This window comes from Actinosynnema sp. NPDC050436, from assembly GCF_040655415.1.
Classification (GTDB): Bacteria; Actinomycetota; Actinomycetes; order Mycobacteriales; family Pseudonocardiaceae; genus Actinosynnema.
In genome coordinates this window covers 180,296-193,976 of the sequence record NZ_JBFAJV010000007.1, presented here as the reverse complement: position 1 = coordinate 193,976, position 13,681 = coordinate 180,296, and the positions used below count along the sequence as shown (strand labels likewise).

The following is a 13,681-nucleotide window of genomic DNA, read 5'->3' as shown; positions in this document are numbered from 1 at the left end:
ACCCGCGACCGGAACCGGTGCGTCGGTCGACCCTCCGGCAGGCTCCCGTTCGAGAGAACTGCCCCGGCAGCGGTGTCCACATCCACTGTGGACACCGCTGCCGGATCGGAAAGGTCCGGTGTCCTCAGGGGCGTGCGACCCGTGATCCAGCCGCGCCGTTGTCGGCCCACGCCTGGCTTCGGACGGCCGGAACCACGCACACGTCGTCGCCGTTGAACGCCTCCCGCCACACATACCCCGAGATGCACGTGTGCGGACCGTACGGACCGTCCACCCACCGCGAAGGCGCTGCCGCGTTGTCCGACCGCGCCTGCTGCCGAACCCCCGGGTCCACGCAGACGTAGTCACCACCGTCGGCCTCACGCCACACGAACCCGGACTTGCACGTGTTCGGCCCGTACACGAACCGCGCGGGGTTGACGCGGGAAGCCGCCGCCGCGTTGTCGGCCCACGCCTGGCTCCGGTTCGCCGGAAGCACGCACACGTCGTCGCCGCTGAACGCCTCCCGCCACACATACCCCGAGATGCACGTGTGCGGACCATACGGACCGTCCACCCACCGCGAGGACGCCACCGCGTTGTCCGCCCACGCCTGCTGCCGCACGGAGGGTGCCACGCACACCCGGTCGGTGGAACGCGCCTCTCGCCAGACGTAGCCCTGCAAGCACCGCTCGGTGATGGCCGACCTGACGTCGACCACGGCGTTGCCGCCGTCCGTCCGGTCGACCCGGATGGACACCCCGTTGGCGTCCAGGGACTGGACCGGGTCACGGCTGCCGCCCCTGGTGCGCAGCAGGTACGGGTTGCCGTCGCGGACCTCGTGGATGAGCACGGTGTTCGCCGGGATGCCCGCGCTCCAGCCGGTCCGGCTGCGGTACTCCACGGTGTAGTAGTGGAACAGGTCGCCCGGGTCGAACGGGATCCGGATCAGTTGCGGCAACCCGGTGTTCGCGTTCTCCAGCGGGGCGAGGGTCACGTTCCGGGCACCGACCCCGTCCGCGCCGAGGGTCAGCACCCGGGAACCCTGGAGCCAGCCCAGCTTGTCCCGGAAGTAGCCGTTGAGGCCGACCGCGCTGGTGCCGAACCGGGGCGTGGTGAACGAGTGGATGCGCATCGCGCTCATCACGTCCCACGGGTCGTCGTACTCGCCGACCCGCGTGTCCGGCAGGTGGAAGGTCGGGTCGTCGGAGAACGAGTGGTCCAGCCCGTAGCTGTGCAACATCTCGTGCGCGGCGAACCCGACGTTCCACGCGCCCAGGCCGAGCACGACGCGCCCGCCCTGCTCGCCGCCGTCCGACTGGTCGTTGAGGACCGCCAGGGTCCGGTGGCCGGCGGGCACGGTGTAGCCGTTGCGGGCGGCCGTGTCGACGCAGTCCTGGATCTTCACCCACCGCTCCTTGGGCAGTTCCTGGGCGAGCGTGAACGGCATGGTGTACCAGCCGCGCACCACCGAGCCGTTCAGCGTGACGCGTCCGCGCGACTGGTCGGCGAAGTAGTCGGCGACCCCGCCGAGCCCGATGCCCTCCGGGGTCAGGAAGTCGCGGAAGAACTGCGGGGTCCGAGGTTCGGCGGGCCGGTCGGAGAACTTGCACAGCAGGATCGACCACCCCGTGCTGCCCTGCACGGGAACGGCCTGAGCGGGCGCGGGCGCCACCAGCGCCACCCCGGCGACGACGGCGGCCACGACGACCGCCACCGGCATTCGACTTCGTGTCATCTTGCGCTCCGTCTCTCGGGAATCGGTCTCCGCGCACAGCTGCCTCGCCCGTGCGGTGATCCCCGCCGACCCGATCGGCCGCCGCGGGCCCCCACCATGGCGGCGCACCCTGTTCGGGGACCTTGTGGCGACCTTGCGGACCGGCCAGCATGGGGTGCGCTCGGCTGTTCCCGTGCGGCGGCAACCGGTTGAGGTGCGCATGGAGTTCCGGATGTTCGGCGAACTGGAGGTGCGGTCGGCGGGCCGCCCGCTGGACGTGGGCACTCCCCGGCAGCAGGCGGTGCTGGCCGCCCTCGTGGTGGACGCGCGCCGGCCCGTCCCGATCGAAGCGCTCGTCGACCGGGTCTGGGACAGCAGCCCGCCCGCCGACCCCCGGGCCGTCCTGTACTCGCACCTGAGCCGGATCCGGCGACTCCTGGACCGAGCCGCCGACGGGAGCCCGACCGCGCGGATCGAGCGCCGGCACGCCGGCTACGTCCTCGACGTCGACCCGGACCTGGTGGACCTGCACCGGTTCCGCCGCCTGGTCGAACAGGGCCACGACCAGGGGCACGACGACGAGACCCGGGCCGCCGCGCTCGCCGACGCGCTGGGCCTGTGGCGCGGTGCCCCGCTGGCGCACCTCCGGGGCGACTGGGCGGAGCAGGTGCGGGTGGAGTGGAACCGGCGGCGGCTGGACGCGGTGGTCCGCTGGGCGGAGCTGGAACTCCGCCTCGACCGGTCCGCCGCCGTTCTCACCGCGCTGCCCCCGCTGGTCGCCGAGCACCCACTGGTCGAACCGCTGGAGTCGCTGCACATGCGGGCCCTGTGCGCGGCCGGCCGGGGCGCGGAGGCCCTCGCCCGCTACTCCGCCGTCCGGCAACGCCTGGCGGACGAACTGGCCACCGACCCCGGCCCGGAACTCCGAGCCCTGCACCGGGCGATCCGGCACGGCCGCCTACCGGCCCCTGCCCGGCCCACCACCACACCCTGGCACCGCCCACCCGACGACGTACCGGCCACTCCGCAGCCGGCCAATGTCCCGGAGCCGGAACGCCCCCGGCCACGCCCGTTGCGACGTTCGGCCGCCCTCGTCGTAGCCGTTCTGCTCACGGTCGTGACATCGATGCTCGTCCTGCACCGGACCCCGGACCCGGAGCACCCGTCCGTCGAACGCGCGCAGGCGCTGTTCGCCACCGCGCGCACCCTGACCGAACAGGGCCGGACGACGGAGGCGCAGGCCACCACCGTGGACGCGCTACTGCTCTACGACGACCTGATCACCCGGGACCCGGACCGGTACGCCGGCCCACTCGCCCCCGCCATCACCCAGGCGCTCACCGCCGCCGGCATCGACTCCAGCGTCACCGAAACCACCCTGAACTCGTGGCTCGCCACCCCGTCCACCACGCCGTACCCGGCAATCGCACAGGTGCTCCTGCTACGAGGGTGGCGGCTCCGGAAACCCGTGTTCCTCGACGTCGTCGTGGCGAACTACCACCACACCCCCGGCGTCACGTCCCCCCGCACCATCGCCGACGTGCGACTCGACGTCCTCGAAGCCGCCGTCCTGGAAGCCTCCAACGCCCGGCACAACCCACCGGCGACCGAGTTCCGACAACTCCTCGAACTCTGACAGCACACGTTCCTTTTCCGCCCAACGACGCAGGCATCGTGCTCCCCCCGGGGTGTGCCAGGTGGTGGACGGCCACCCGCTCGTCGGGTCGACGTCAACACGCGACCTGGCCGGTCGAGTTGTTGTGACCTTGGAACCGGAGCCAGAACTTCGTGTTGTCCAGGACGTCGCTCGCGACCACCGTCCACTGACCCGCGTACGCCGGCTTCCACTCGTTGCAGGTGCTGGTCGTGGCGAAGCACACCCTGACATAACGGCTGTAGTTCGTCTTCACATTGATGTCCGCACATGCCGACGTGGTGGTGGCGTAGCCGTAGTCCGGCCACTCCGCCCAGTCCGCGCTGACGTCACCGATGGCGGTGTAGGACTTGGCACTGCCGTAGCAGGATTGGACCGTGGGGTCGGTACCCGGTGCGCCGGCGATCGCCGGGACGGTCGTCACCGGCAATGTGACCACGCCGATGGCCAGCGCGGCAGCCGTTTTCTTCCATTTTCCGACCATCTGTCACTCCTCCACATCGCTTCGAATCCGCCGGGCGTCCGAGCACCCCCCTGTATTCGACTCGGACGCCCGACGAGGTCGGATTCCGCTTCCTGCTCGCGGGACCGGTGACACGGTGGCAGGCGGGAACTGAAGGGAACCTGGAGAAGCCTGAAGCGGATTTCAGGGACAAGTCGGAGCGACTGCGCCATGGTGGGGACATGCGGGTACTGGTGGTGGAGGACGACCGGCGTCTGGCTGGCCTGCTGGTTCGCGGGCTCGTCGCCGAGAATTTCGCGGTCGATGTGGAATACAACGGGTCGGACGGCCTGTGGCGGGCGACCGAGCACACCTATGACGCGATCGTGCTGGACGTGATGCTGCCCGGGTTGAACGGCTACCGGGTGTGCGCCCGACTGCGGGCCGCCGGCGTGTGGACCCCGATCCTCATGCTCACCGCCAAGGACGGCGAGTGGGACGAGACCGAGGGCCTGGACACCGGTGCCGATGACTACCTGACCAAGCCGTTCTCCTATCCGGTCCTGGTCGCCCGGCTGCGGGCGCTGGTGCGCCGAGGTGGCCCGACCCGGCCGGTCGTGCTGCGCGCCGGAGACCTGGAACTGGACCCGGCCGCCCGCACCTGCCACCGAGGGCAGAAGCCCATCGCCCTCACCGCCAAGGAGTTCGCGGTGCTGGAACTGCTGCTCCGCCGACAGGACCAGGTGGTGACCAAGGCCGAGATCATCGCCGGGGCGTGGGACGAGGCCCGCGAACCGGACCCCAACCTGGTCGAGGTCTACATCAGCACCCTGCGCCGCAAGATCGACACCCCGTTCCGCCGGCGCACGATCGTCACCGTGCGCGGCGTCGGCTACCGCCTCGACGGCAACCGGGGAGAACCCACGTGAACCGACTGACGACCCAGCCGCACGGGATGCGTCGACGGGTGACCGTGCTCGCCACCGGGGTGGTCGCCGTGCCCGTGCTCGCCATCGCGGTCCTTGCCGCAATCTTCTTGCGTGCACAAGCCATGCGGCCGGACGCCGCCCCTCATCAGGACGCGTCCATCTGCGCCGGGACGTCCAGCACCGACTTGGGGCCACACATCATCCTTCCTGGCGAAGAGGCACCGCCCACGGGCGTATTCCACCGCTACTGCGCTCGTAATGCGGATAGTGTTGAGACACCTCTCTCGCATCTCGGCGACCTCGTTCCGCACGAGTCGCCGGATCCGAACGAGACGGTGCTCGCCTTCGCGTCCTACTCTTCGAGTATCTCCGTGCCTCAGTTGTCGTTGTGGCCCTTCACAGACCCGTACAGCATCAAGCGCATCGAAATAGTCGCCCCCGCCCAGACGTTCGGCCCACTACCGTTACCGGAAGTCGACGCCCAGTGGCCGGAGAGGGCGGCACAGCGGGAGCAGCTTGCGCAGGTCCAGCGGACCCTCAACCACCGGGTGCTGGCCCTGGCGGGCGGCGCGCTGTTGCTGATCGGACTGTTCGGGTATGTGGTGTGGCTGGCGATGGGCCGGGTGCTGCGACCGGTCGAGGCGATCCGGCGGGAGATGGCCGACATCACCGAGCAGGACTTGTCCCGGCGCGTTCCGGTGCCCCGTGGCCGCAGTGAGATCACCGCGTTGGCCACCACCGTCAACACCACCCTCGACCGGTTGGAGACCGCGGTGGAGGACAACCGGCGTTTCGTCGCCGATGCCTCCCACGAGCTGCGCAGCCCGATCACCGCCTTGCGCGCCGAACTGGAGATCGCCACCGCCCACCCCGGCCAGGCCGACTGGCCCGCCGTGGTCGACGCCGCCCTGGCTGACACTGACCGCCTGCAACACCTGGCCACCGACCTGCTCCTGCTCGCCCGCCTCGACCACACCCCCACCACCGGCCACAACTCCACCGTCGACCTCACCACCCTGGTCGCCGAACACACCGCGCACCGCCGCACCCGACACACCCTGGTCACCGACCTGCCCGACCACCCCGCACCCGTGCACGGCCGCCGCGCGCTGTTGGAACGGCTGCTGGGAAACCTGCTCGACAACGCCGAACGCCACGCCACCACCACCATCACCATCCACCTCACCACCGCCGACCAGCAGGCCATACTCGAAGTCCTCGACGACGGCCCCGGCATCCCGCCCGACGACCGCGAACGCGTCTTCGACCGCTTCACCCGCCTGGACGACGCCCGCACCCGCGACACCGGCGGCACCGGCCTCGGCCTGCCCATCGCCCGCCGCATCGCCACCACCCACCACGGCACGCTCCACGCCACCGACCACCCCGGCACCGCCGGCGCACGGCTCGTCGCCACGCTCCCCCTCGGTCCGGGTGGTGACCCGCGCGACAGGGACGCCGGCCGGCCCGCGTTCGACGGGTGACGGCCGGATACGTCATTCGGGCGAAAAAGCGGGTGTCGTGGACGCGCTCTCGCCGAAGTGCCCGGTTCTTCGCCAGAATCGGGGGCTCGCCGCCGTGACTCGGCGTGGTGTGCCGGAGCGCGCGCCGCGCTGGCAGTGCTCGGCGCGCAGTCGCACCGGAAGGGGATTGGGAGATGTCAGCGGGCGGGTACAGCGCCGTGCCGGAGGCGCTGCGGGCGCACGGCAGCCACCTGGACGGCTTGGTGGACCGGTTGGCCACCGCCGCCGACGCGGCGCGGATCGCCGGAATGTCGGGCGATTCCTACGGCCTGCTGTGCGCGTTCATGCCGCTGATCGTCAACCCGATGGAGGAGAAGGCGGTCGGGGCGCTGGACGCGGCGGCCGAGGGGGTGTCGGACATCTCGGCGAGCATCCGCGACACCGCCACCGCCTACGACGACCAGGAGTCCGCGCACGGCCGGACGATGACCGCGCTGCGCACCGAGTCGCTGGGCGGTGCGTCGTGAGCGTGCCCACGGGGTTCGGGGAGCCGGTGCGCGACCCCGACGAGGCGGAGGCCCGGATGAACGCCTGGGCCCGGGGGCTGGCCGACAAGGCCGCCCGCTACCAGGAGGTCGGCGCGCGCACGGAGGCGCTGCGGCTGACCGCGTCCAGCCCGGACGGCGCGGTGCGGGTGACCGTCCGCGCGGACGGCGGCCTGGTCGACCTGGAGTTCGGCGACCGGGCGCGCAGCGTGCCGCTGGAGCGGCTGTCCGGGCTGGTGATGCAGACCGTGCGGCAAGCGCAGGCCGGCATCGCCGACCGGGTGGCCGAGGTGATGACCGACGGGCTGGGCGACGAGGACGCGCAGACCCGCGCGCTGGTCCTGGACAACCTGCGCTCGCGCTTCCCCGACCCGACCGACGACGACGAGGGCCACGACGAGCCCGCCGCGCCGCCCGCCGGGGACGCCGGGCCCGACGACGAGGAGAACCGGCCGTGGTGAACCCGCTGGTCGCCCCGACCGAGGACTCCACCAAGTCCTACACGGGCGCGACGATGGTCGAGTCCGCCGTGGGCCTGCACCAGGCCATCGAGCAGGGCGACTGGGCCTCGATCGCCATGGGCGCGGTCGACGTCGGGCTGACCGCCCTGGGCGCGGTGATGGACCCGGTCGGGGCGGTGTTCGCGGCGGGCGTCGGCTGGCTGATCGAGCACGTCGGCCCGCTCAAGGAGGGGCTGGACCAGCTCGCGGGCAACCCGGACGAGATCAAGGCGCACTCCGAGACGTGGAAGAACGTCGCCGCCGAACTCGGCGCGATCTCCGGCGACCTGACCGCGATGCTCGCCGCCGACACGGCCGATTGGCAGGGCGCGGCGGCCGACGCGTACCGCGAGCGCGCGGCCGACACGGCGAAGCTGCTCACCGCCGCCCAGGAGGGCGCGGCGGGCGCGTCCAGCGGCGTGAAGACGGCCGGCGAGGTCGTCGGCGCGGTGCGCAGCCTGGTCCGCGACATCATCGCCGAACTGGTCGGCCACCTGATCAGCTGGGCGCTCCAGGTGGTGGCGACGCTGGGCATCGGGCTCACCTGGGTCGTGCCGCAGGTGATCCAGGAGGTGGCCAAGGTCGCCATGCTGATCGCCCGCCACACCACCCGGCTGGTCCGGGCGCTCAAGGCGCTCGTGCCGCTGCTCAAGCGCGCGGGCGACCTGTTCGACGACGCCGCGAAGTCGTTGCGCAACATCAAGTCGCCGTCCGGGTCCGCACCGCCGCCGCCGACCAGGAGCGGCCCGCCGCCCGCGCGGTCCACCGACGGCCCGAGCGGCGGCACGACCACCAGCTCCGGCGCGGACGGCCCGCCGCCGCCCCCGAAGGCCGACCCGCCTCCCCCGCCGCCGAAGGGCGGCGACGGCACCACGTCCACGTCCGGCGCGTCCGTTCCGCCGCCGCCGAAGGTCGAAGCGCCGCCCCCGCCGAAGGCCGGTCCGCCGCCCAAGGCCGACCCGCCTCCCACGGCCGTGCCGCCCCCGCCGCGCACCGCCGGCCCACCGCCCCCGCGCACCGCGCCACCGCCGCCGCGCGGTCCCGGCGGGCCTCCCCCGCGCACCGACGGCCCGCCGCCCCGCACCGACGGCCCGCCCAAGAACGACCGGGGCATCCGCGAGGACGCCACCCCCAAGGGCGCGCACGACAACCCGGTCGACAACCGGCCCACCTGCGGCGACCCGATCGACGTCACCACCGGGTGGATGGTCCTGCCGCAGACCGACGTCGACCTGGACTCCACGCTCCCCCTGGTGCTCTCCCGCACCCACCTGTCGAACTACCGCCTGGGCCGGTCGTTCGGCCGGTCCTGGGCGTCCACCGCCGACCAGCGCCTGGAGGTGGACGACGACGGGGTGGCGTTCGCCGCCGAGGACGGCACGCTGCTGCTCTACCCGCACCCCGCCGAGGGCGGCGAGGTGCTGCCCGAGAACGGCCCGCGCCGGCCGCTGACCAGGACGGCCGCCGGCGGCTACGCCGTGCTGCTGCCCGAGCAGGACCGCGTCCTGCACTTCGCCGCCACCACGGGCCGGGAGCGGCTGCTCAGCGCCGTGTCCGACGCGAACGGCCGGCGGGTCGAGTTCGGCCGCGACGGGGACGGCACCCTCGTGGAGGTCGTGCACTCCGGCGGCTACCGCGTCCGGGTCGACAGCCGGGACCGCCTGATCACCGCGTTCTGGTTGGTGGGCGACGGCGGCGACGTGCTGCTGGCCGAGTTCCGCTACGACGACCGCAGGCTCACCGAGGTGGTCAACTCGACCGGCACGCCGCTGCGGTTCGAGTACGACGAGCAGGAGCGGATCGTCCGCTGCGAGGACCGCAACGGCATGTGGTACCGCTACACCTACGACTCGGCGAACCGGTGCGTGCGCGCCGAGGGTGCGGGCGGCTACCTGAACTACGCCGTGGAGTACGAGCCGGGTGTCACCCGCGCGACGAACTCGTTGGGGCACACCACCGTCTACCACCTGGACGAGCGCTACCGCGTCGTGCGCGAAACGGACCCGTTGGGGCACAGCACCTCCACCGCGTGGAACGAGCACCACCAGCCGCTGTCGCGCACGGATCAGTTGGGGCGCACCACGTCCTACGACTACGACGAGCGCGGCAACCTGGTCGCGGTGACCTACCCGGACGGCACCCGCTCGCTGGGCGAGTACAACGCGTTCGGCCGGCTGGTGTCGGTGGTCGACCCGGACGGGGCGGTGTGGCGGCGCGAGTACAGCGCCGCCGGCGCGCTGACCGCGCTGGTCGACCCGATGGGCGGCCGGACCGCCTACGACTACGACGGGCTGGGCAACCTGCGCTCGGTCACCGACGCCGCCGGCGGGGTGACCACGTTCGAGGTGAACCTGCTGGGGCTGGTGGTGTCGGCGACCGACCCGACCGGCGCGACGACCCGGTACGCCTACGACGAGCTGGGCCGCAAGGCGCAGGTCGTGGACCGGGCGGGCGGGCGGACCCGGTTCACCTGGACGCCGGAGGGCAAGCCGGCCGGCCGCATCGACCCGGACGGCACGGCCGTCGTCCTGCGGCACGACGGCGAGGGCAACCTCCGCGAGGCGCGCGACGCCCTCGGCGCGGCCACGCGGGTCGAGATCGGCGTGTTCGACCTGCCCGTGGCCGAGGTCCGGCCGGACGGGTCGCGGCTGGAGTTCGCCTACGACACCGAGCTGCGGCCCGCGTCGGTGACCAACGAGCACAGCCAGGTGTGGCGCTACACCTACGACTCGGTCGGCAACCTGTTGTCGGAGAAGGACTTCGACGGGCGTCTGGTGCGCTACGCCTACGACGCCGCCGGGCAGCTCGTCGCCCGCACGAACGCGGCCGGGCAGACCGTCCACTACGCACGCGACGCGCGGGGCCGCGTGGTCGCCCGCAACCACGCGGACGGCTCGGCCCGCCTGGCCTACGACGGCGTCGGCCGGGTGCTGCGCGCCACGACGCCGGACGCGGACCTCGTGATCAGCTACGACGCCGCCGGCCGCGTGCTGGCGGAGTCCGTGGGCGGGCGCGTCCTCACGTCCCGCTACGACGTGCTGGGCCGCCGGGTCGGCCGCCGCACGCCCTCTGGCGCGCTCAGCGCGTGGGAGCACGACGCGGCGGGCCGCCCGACCGCCCTGCACACCGCCGGCCGCACCCTCCGGTTCGGCTACGACGCCGGGGGCCGCGAGGTCGAGCGGCGGGTCGGGAACGTGCTGCTGGCGCAGCGGTGGGACGCGGCGGACCGGTTGACCGCGCAGGTCGTGTCGGCGGGGCCGGCGACGCTGCAGCGGCGCTCCTTCCACTACCGCCCGGACGGGCGGCTGGTCGCGGTGGACGACCAGCTCACCGGCGGCCGGGCGTTCGACCTCGACGCGGCGGGCCGGGTCACCGCCGTGCGGGACGCGCACGGCGGCGAGTCCTACGGCTACGACCCGGCGGGCAACGTGGTCCACGCCCGCTCGCACCGGGCCCCGGACGGCAACGGGCCGCGCGAGTACCGGGGCACGCTGGTCGTGCGCGCGGGCAACGTCCGCTACGGCTACGACGGGGAGGGCCGGGTCGTGCTGCGCGAGGTGACCCGGCCCGACGGCCGGGTCGACGCGTGGCGGTTCGGCTGGGACGCCGAGGACCGGCTCGTCCGCGCCGACACCCCCGGCGGCCGGTGGCGCTACGGCTACGACGCGCTGGGCCGCCGGGTGTGGAAGCACCGGGTGCTCCCGGACGGCTCGGTGCCGGAGCGGGTCGACTTCACCTGGGACGGCACGACGGTGGCCGAGCAGGTGCGCGACGGCGCGGCGGCCGTGGTGTGGGACTGGGCGCCCGGCGGCCACCGCGCGGTGGCCCAGACGTGGCGCGCGACCACCGGCGGGCGGTGGGCGGACCACCGGTTCCAGGCCGTCGTCACCGACGCGGTCGGCACGCCGACCGAGCTGCTCGACCCGGACGGCGCGCTGGACTGGCACCAGGAGACCACGCTGTGGGGCGGTGCCCCGAACCCGGCCGGGACGCCGCTGCGCTTCCCCGGCCAGTACCACGACGACGAGACCGGCCTGTACTACAACGTGCACCGGTACTACGACCCGCTGGTGGGCCGGTACGCCACGCACGACCCGCTGGGCCTCGCCCCGGCCGCGAACCCGCGCGCGTACGCGGGCAACCCGACCGCCGCCGCCGACCCGCTCGGCCTGATGCCGACGCCGTGCCAGACCTTGAACAACCAGGGCCACTACCCCGGCGACAAGACCAACGCGTTCACCGGCTACAACCAGTACCAGAGCGGCTGGACGTCCCCGCCGGGCCGGTTCGACTCGGTACCGCCGCAGACGATCATGAACAACTCGAACACGCCGTTCGCGCCGCACAACTTCGACGGCGGGGTGAACGGCCAGTACAACGCCTCGCACGCGGAACTCCAGGCGTGGAACGGCCAGCCGGGCAACCCGATCGTGGTGACCAGGCCGATGTGCACGTCGTGCCAGCCGCAGTTCCAGGGGATCGCCAACGCCCACGGGTCCAACGTCTACGTCGGGTCGCCGGACGGGATCCACACGTTCACGCCCGGCGGCACGCCGCAGACCAGCCTCGGCAACGCCCCCGTGCAGGGCGTGGACGCGCAGGGCAACCCGTGGACGATGACCCACAACCCGGACGGCTCCACCAGCCTGGTCACCCAGCGGCCCAACGGCCAGTTCACGGAATCGGTGGTGCGCCCCGACCACTCCGGCTCGCAGTACTACTACGACCCGAACAGCACCGGGTCCTACGCCGAGTACTACCCGAACCGGAACACCGAGGTGCTGACCGAGGACGCCAACCTCAACACGGTCGGCGTGACCCACATCGGGCCGTCCAACGGCACCTACGACGTGATCGGCGGCAACCGCACGAACGTCCCACCAGGGCAGCGCATGTAGCCCGCGGAGAAGCGGACGGCACCGGACGGCACCGCAGGCAGCGGGGCCGGTCCACGGCACGCCGGTGGAACTCCTGCCGTGCGGGGTAGCTGGACGGTGCGGCCGGACGGCAGCCCCGACTGGGCCGAGACCGAACCCGACCCGTCCCGGTCCCGACGATTGCCTGGCTCACCTGGCACATCGGTCCGTGAACTCCGCCGGCCCGGTCCCCCACGACCGGACCGGCGCGGCGGGGATCACGTTGCGGACTGCGGCGGGGCGCGCTATGGTCGGGGTGTCCTGAGGTGGATGTTGGCCATGCCTCCCACCGGGACTTCCTCCGAAGGGTCCGACTCCGGTCTCCGGCGTTCCGACCTTCTCCCGTCCCCGCGTGGTCGCGGGGCGCTCCGGTCCGGAAAGGACACACCCATCATGACGGCAACACTTTTGCGAGACAACGAGAACGCCACGCTCACCCCGGTCACCGGGGTGCTCGACGTCGTGGGGCGCACCGCCGTCGTCCGCACGTCGGGCTACCTGCCCGGCCCGGACGACGTGGGCGTCCCCCAAGCCCTCGCCGCCCGCCTCGGCCTGCGGCGCGGCGACCTGGTGTCCGGCTCCGCCGGGCCCGGTCACGGTCGTGCCGCGCGACCGCAACTGGTCCAGGTCGACCAGGTCAACGGCCGCGCGGTCGCCTCGGCCCGGCACCGGCCGGACTTCGCCGACCTGGTGTCGACGCACCCGACCGAGCGGCTGCGGCTGGAGACCCGGCCCGAGGAGCTGACCACGCGGGTCGTGGACCTCGTCATGCCGGTCGGCAAGGGGCAGCGGGCGCTGGTCGTCGCACCGCCCAAGGCCGGCAAGACCTCCGTGCTGCGCGCGATCGCGGCGGGCATCGCCCGCAACCACCCCGAGTGCCACCTGATCGTCGTGCTCGTCGGCGAGCGCCCCGAGGAGGTCACCGACATCAGCCGCTCGGTGCCCGGCGAGGTGGTCGCCTCCACGTTCGACCGCTCCCCCGCCGACCACATCGCGCTGGCGGAGCTGGCCACCGAGCGGGCCAAGCGGCTGGTCGAGGAGGGCCGCGACGTGGTCGTGCTGCTCGACTCGCTGACCCGCCTGGGCCGGGCCTACAACCTGGCCGCGCCCGCGTCCGGGCGCATCCTGTCCGGCGGGATCGACTCCGGCGCCCTGCTGCCGCCCAAGCGGTTCCTCGGCGCGGCGCGCAACGTCGACGGCGGCGGGTCGCTGACCGTGTTCGCCACCGCGCTGGTGGAGACCGGCTCGACCGGCGACACCCTGATCTTCGAGGAGTTCAAGGCCACCGGCAACGCCGAGCTGAAGCTCGACCGCAAGGTCGCGGCCAGGCGGGTGTTCCCGGCGGTGGACCTGGCGCAGTCGGGCACCCGGCGGGACGACCTGCTGCTCTCGCCCCAGGAGTTCGCCGTGACGCGGACGCTGCGGCGCGCGCTCGACGGCCGCGACGTCGACGTGCTGCTGGACGGCCTGCGCAAGACCCGGACGAACCACGAGTTCCTGAGCCGGTTGACCCGTCCCTCGGCGGCGTGAGCGGGA

9 protein-coding genes are annotated in these 13,681 nt (G+C 73.0%); 7 read left to right on the top strand and 2 right to left on the bottom strand.

Annotated features, from left to right (window positions below; genetic code table 11):
* Positions 1-124: 124 nt before the first annotated feature.
* Positions 125-1,717, bottom strand: coding sequence for a hypothetical protein (locus AB0I60_RS19380; RefSeq protein ID WP_360731617.1), 1,593 nt, complete (start codon positions 1,715-1,717; stop codon positions 125-127).
* Positions 1,718-1,916: 199 nt separating this feature from the next.
* On the opposite strand from AB0I60_RS19380, the gene AB0I60_RS19375 reads away from it, so the two are divergent.
* Positions 1,917-3,332, top strand: coding sequence for a BTAD domain-containing putative transcriptional regulator (locus AB0I60_RS19375; protein WP_360731615.1), 1,416 nt, complete (start codon positions 1,917-1,919; stop codon positions 3,330-3,332).
* A gap of 94 nt (positions 3,333-3,426) precedes the next feature.
* On the opposite strand, the gene AB0I60_RS19370 is transcribed toward AB0I60_RS19375, so the two are convergent.
* A complete protein-coding gene (locus tag AB0I60_RS19370; RefSeq protein WP_360731614.1) occupies positions 3,427-3,834 on the bottom strand; it encodes a hypothetical protein in 408 nt (135 codons plus the stop codon).
* Positions 3,835-4,034: 200 nt separating this feature from the next.
* Here AB0I60_RS19370 and AB0I60_RS19365 point away from each other — a divergent pair, with 200 nt between their 5' ends.
* The 6 genes from AB0I60_RS19365 to rho all read left to right on the top strand — a co-directional run bounded on the left by AB0I60_RS19365 (position 4,035) and on the right by rho (position 13,675).
* On the top strand, positions 4,035-4,721 hold the full coding sequence (locus AB0I60_RS19365; RefSeq protein WP_360731613.1) for a response regulator transcription factor: 687 nt from the start codon (positions 4,035-4,037) through the stop codon (positions 4,719-4,721).
* Positions 4,718-6,205 (top strand): HAMP domain-containing sensor histidine kinase, encoded by a 1,488-nt coding sequence (locus AB0I60_RS19360; RefSeq protein ID WP_360731611.1) that lies wholly within the window; start codon positions 4,718-4,720, stop codon positions 6,203-6,205. The genes AB0I60_RS19365 and AB0I60_RS19360 overlap by 4 nt, the downstream gene beginning before the upstream one ends.
* Positions 6,206-6,378: 173 nt before the next feature.
* Positions 6,379-6,711, top strand: coding sequence for a type VII secretion target (locus AB0I60_RS19355; protein ID WP_360731610.1), 333 nt, complete (start codon positions 6,379-6,381; stop codon positions 6,709-6,711).
* Entirely contained in the window at positions 6,708-7,190 is a 483-nt protein-coding gene (locus AB0I60_RS19350) for a YbaB/EbfC family nucleoid-associated protein (RefSeq protein WP_360731608.1), read from the top strand. The genes AB0I60_RS19355 and AB0I60_RS19350 overlap by 4 nt, the downstream gene beginning before the upstream one ends.
* Positions 7,184-12,127 (top strand): RHS repeat-associated core domain-containing protein, encoded by a 4,944-nt coding sequence (locus AB0I60_RS19345; protein WP_360731606.1) that lies wholly within the window; start codon positions 7,184-7,186, stop codon positions 12,125-12,127. The genes AB0I60_RS19350 and AB0I60_RS19345 overlap by 7 nt, the downstream gene beginning before the upstream one ends.
* 411 nt (positions 12,128-12,538) lie before the next feature.
* The gene (gene rho / locus AB0I60_RS19340) at positions 12,539-13,675 is read left to right on the top strand and encodes a transcription termination factor Rho (RefSeq protein ID WP_360731605.1); all 1,137 of its coding nucleotides are present in this window, start codon (positions 12,539-12,541) and stop codon (positions 13,673-13,675) included.
* The last annotated feature ends 6 nt before the right edge of the window (positions 13,676-13,681 follow it).

Coding starts and splice junctions, on each gene's coding strand:
- rho (WP_360731605.1), top strand. CDS start 12,539: ATGACGGCAACACTTTTGCGAGACAACGAGAACGCCACGCTCACCCCG.
- AB0I60_RS19370 (WP_360731614.1), bottom strand. CDS start 3,834: ATGGTCGGAAAATGGAAGAAAACGGCTGCCGCGCTGGCCATCGGCGTG.
- AB0I60_RS19380 (WP_360731617.1), bottom strand. CDS start 1,717: ATGACACGAAGTCGAATGCCGGTGGCGGTCGTCGTGGCCGCCGTCGTC.
- AB0I60_RS19365 (WP_360731613.1), top strand. CDS start 4,035: ATGCGGGTACTGGTGGTGGAGGACGACCGGCGTCTGGCTGGCCTGCTG.
- AB0I60_RS19375 (WP_360731615.1), top strand. CDS start 1,917: ATGGAGTTCCGGATGTTCGGCGAACTGGAGGTGCGGTCGGCGGGCCGC.
- AB0I60_RS19355 (WP_360731610.1), top strand. CDS start 6,379: ATGTCAGCGGGCGGGTACAGCGCCGTGCCGGAGGCGCTGCGGGCGCAC.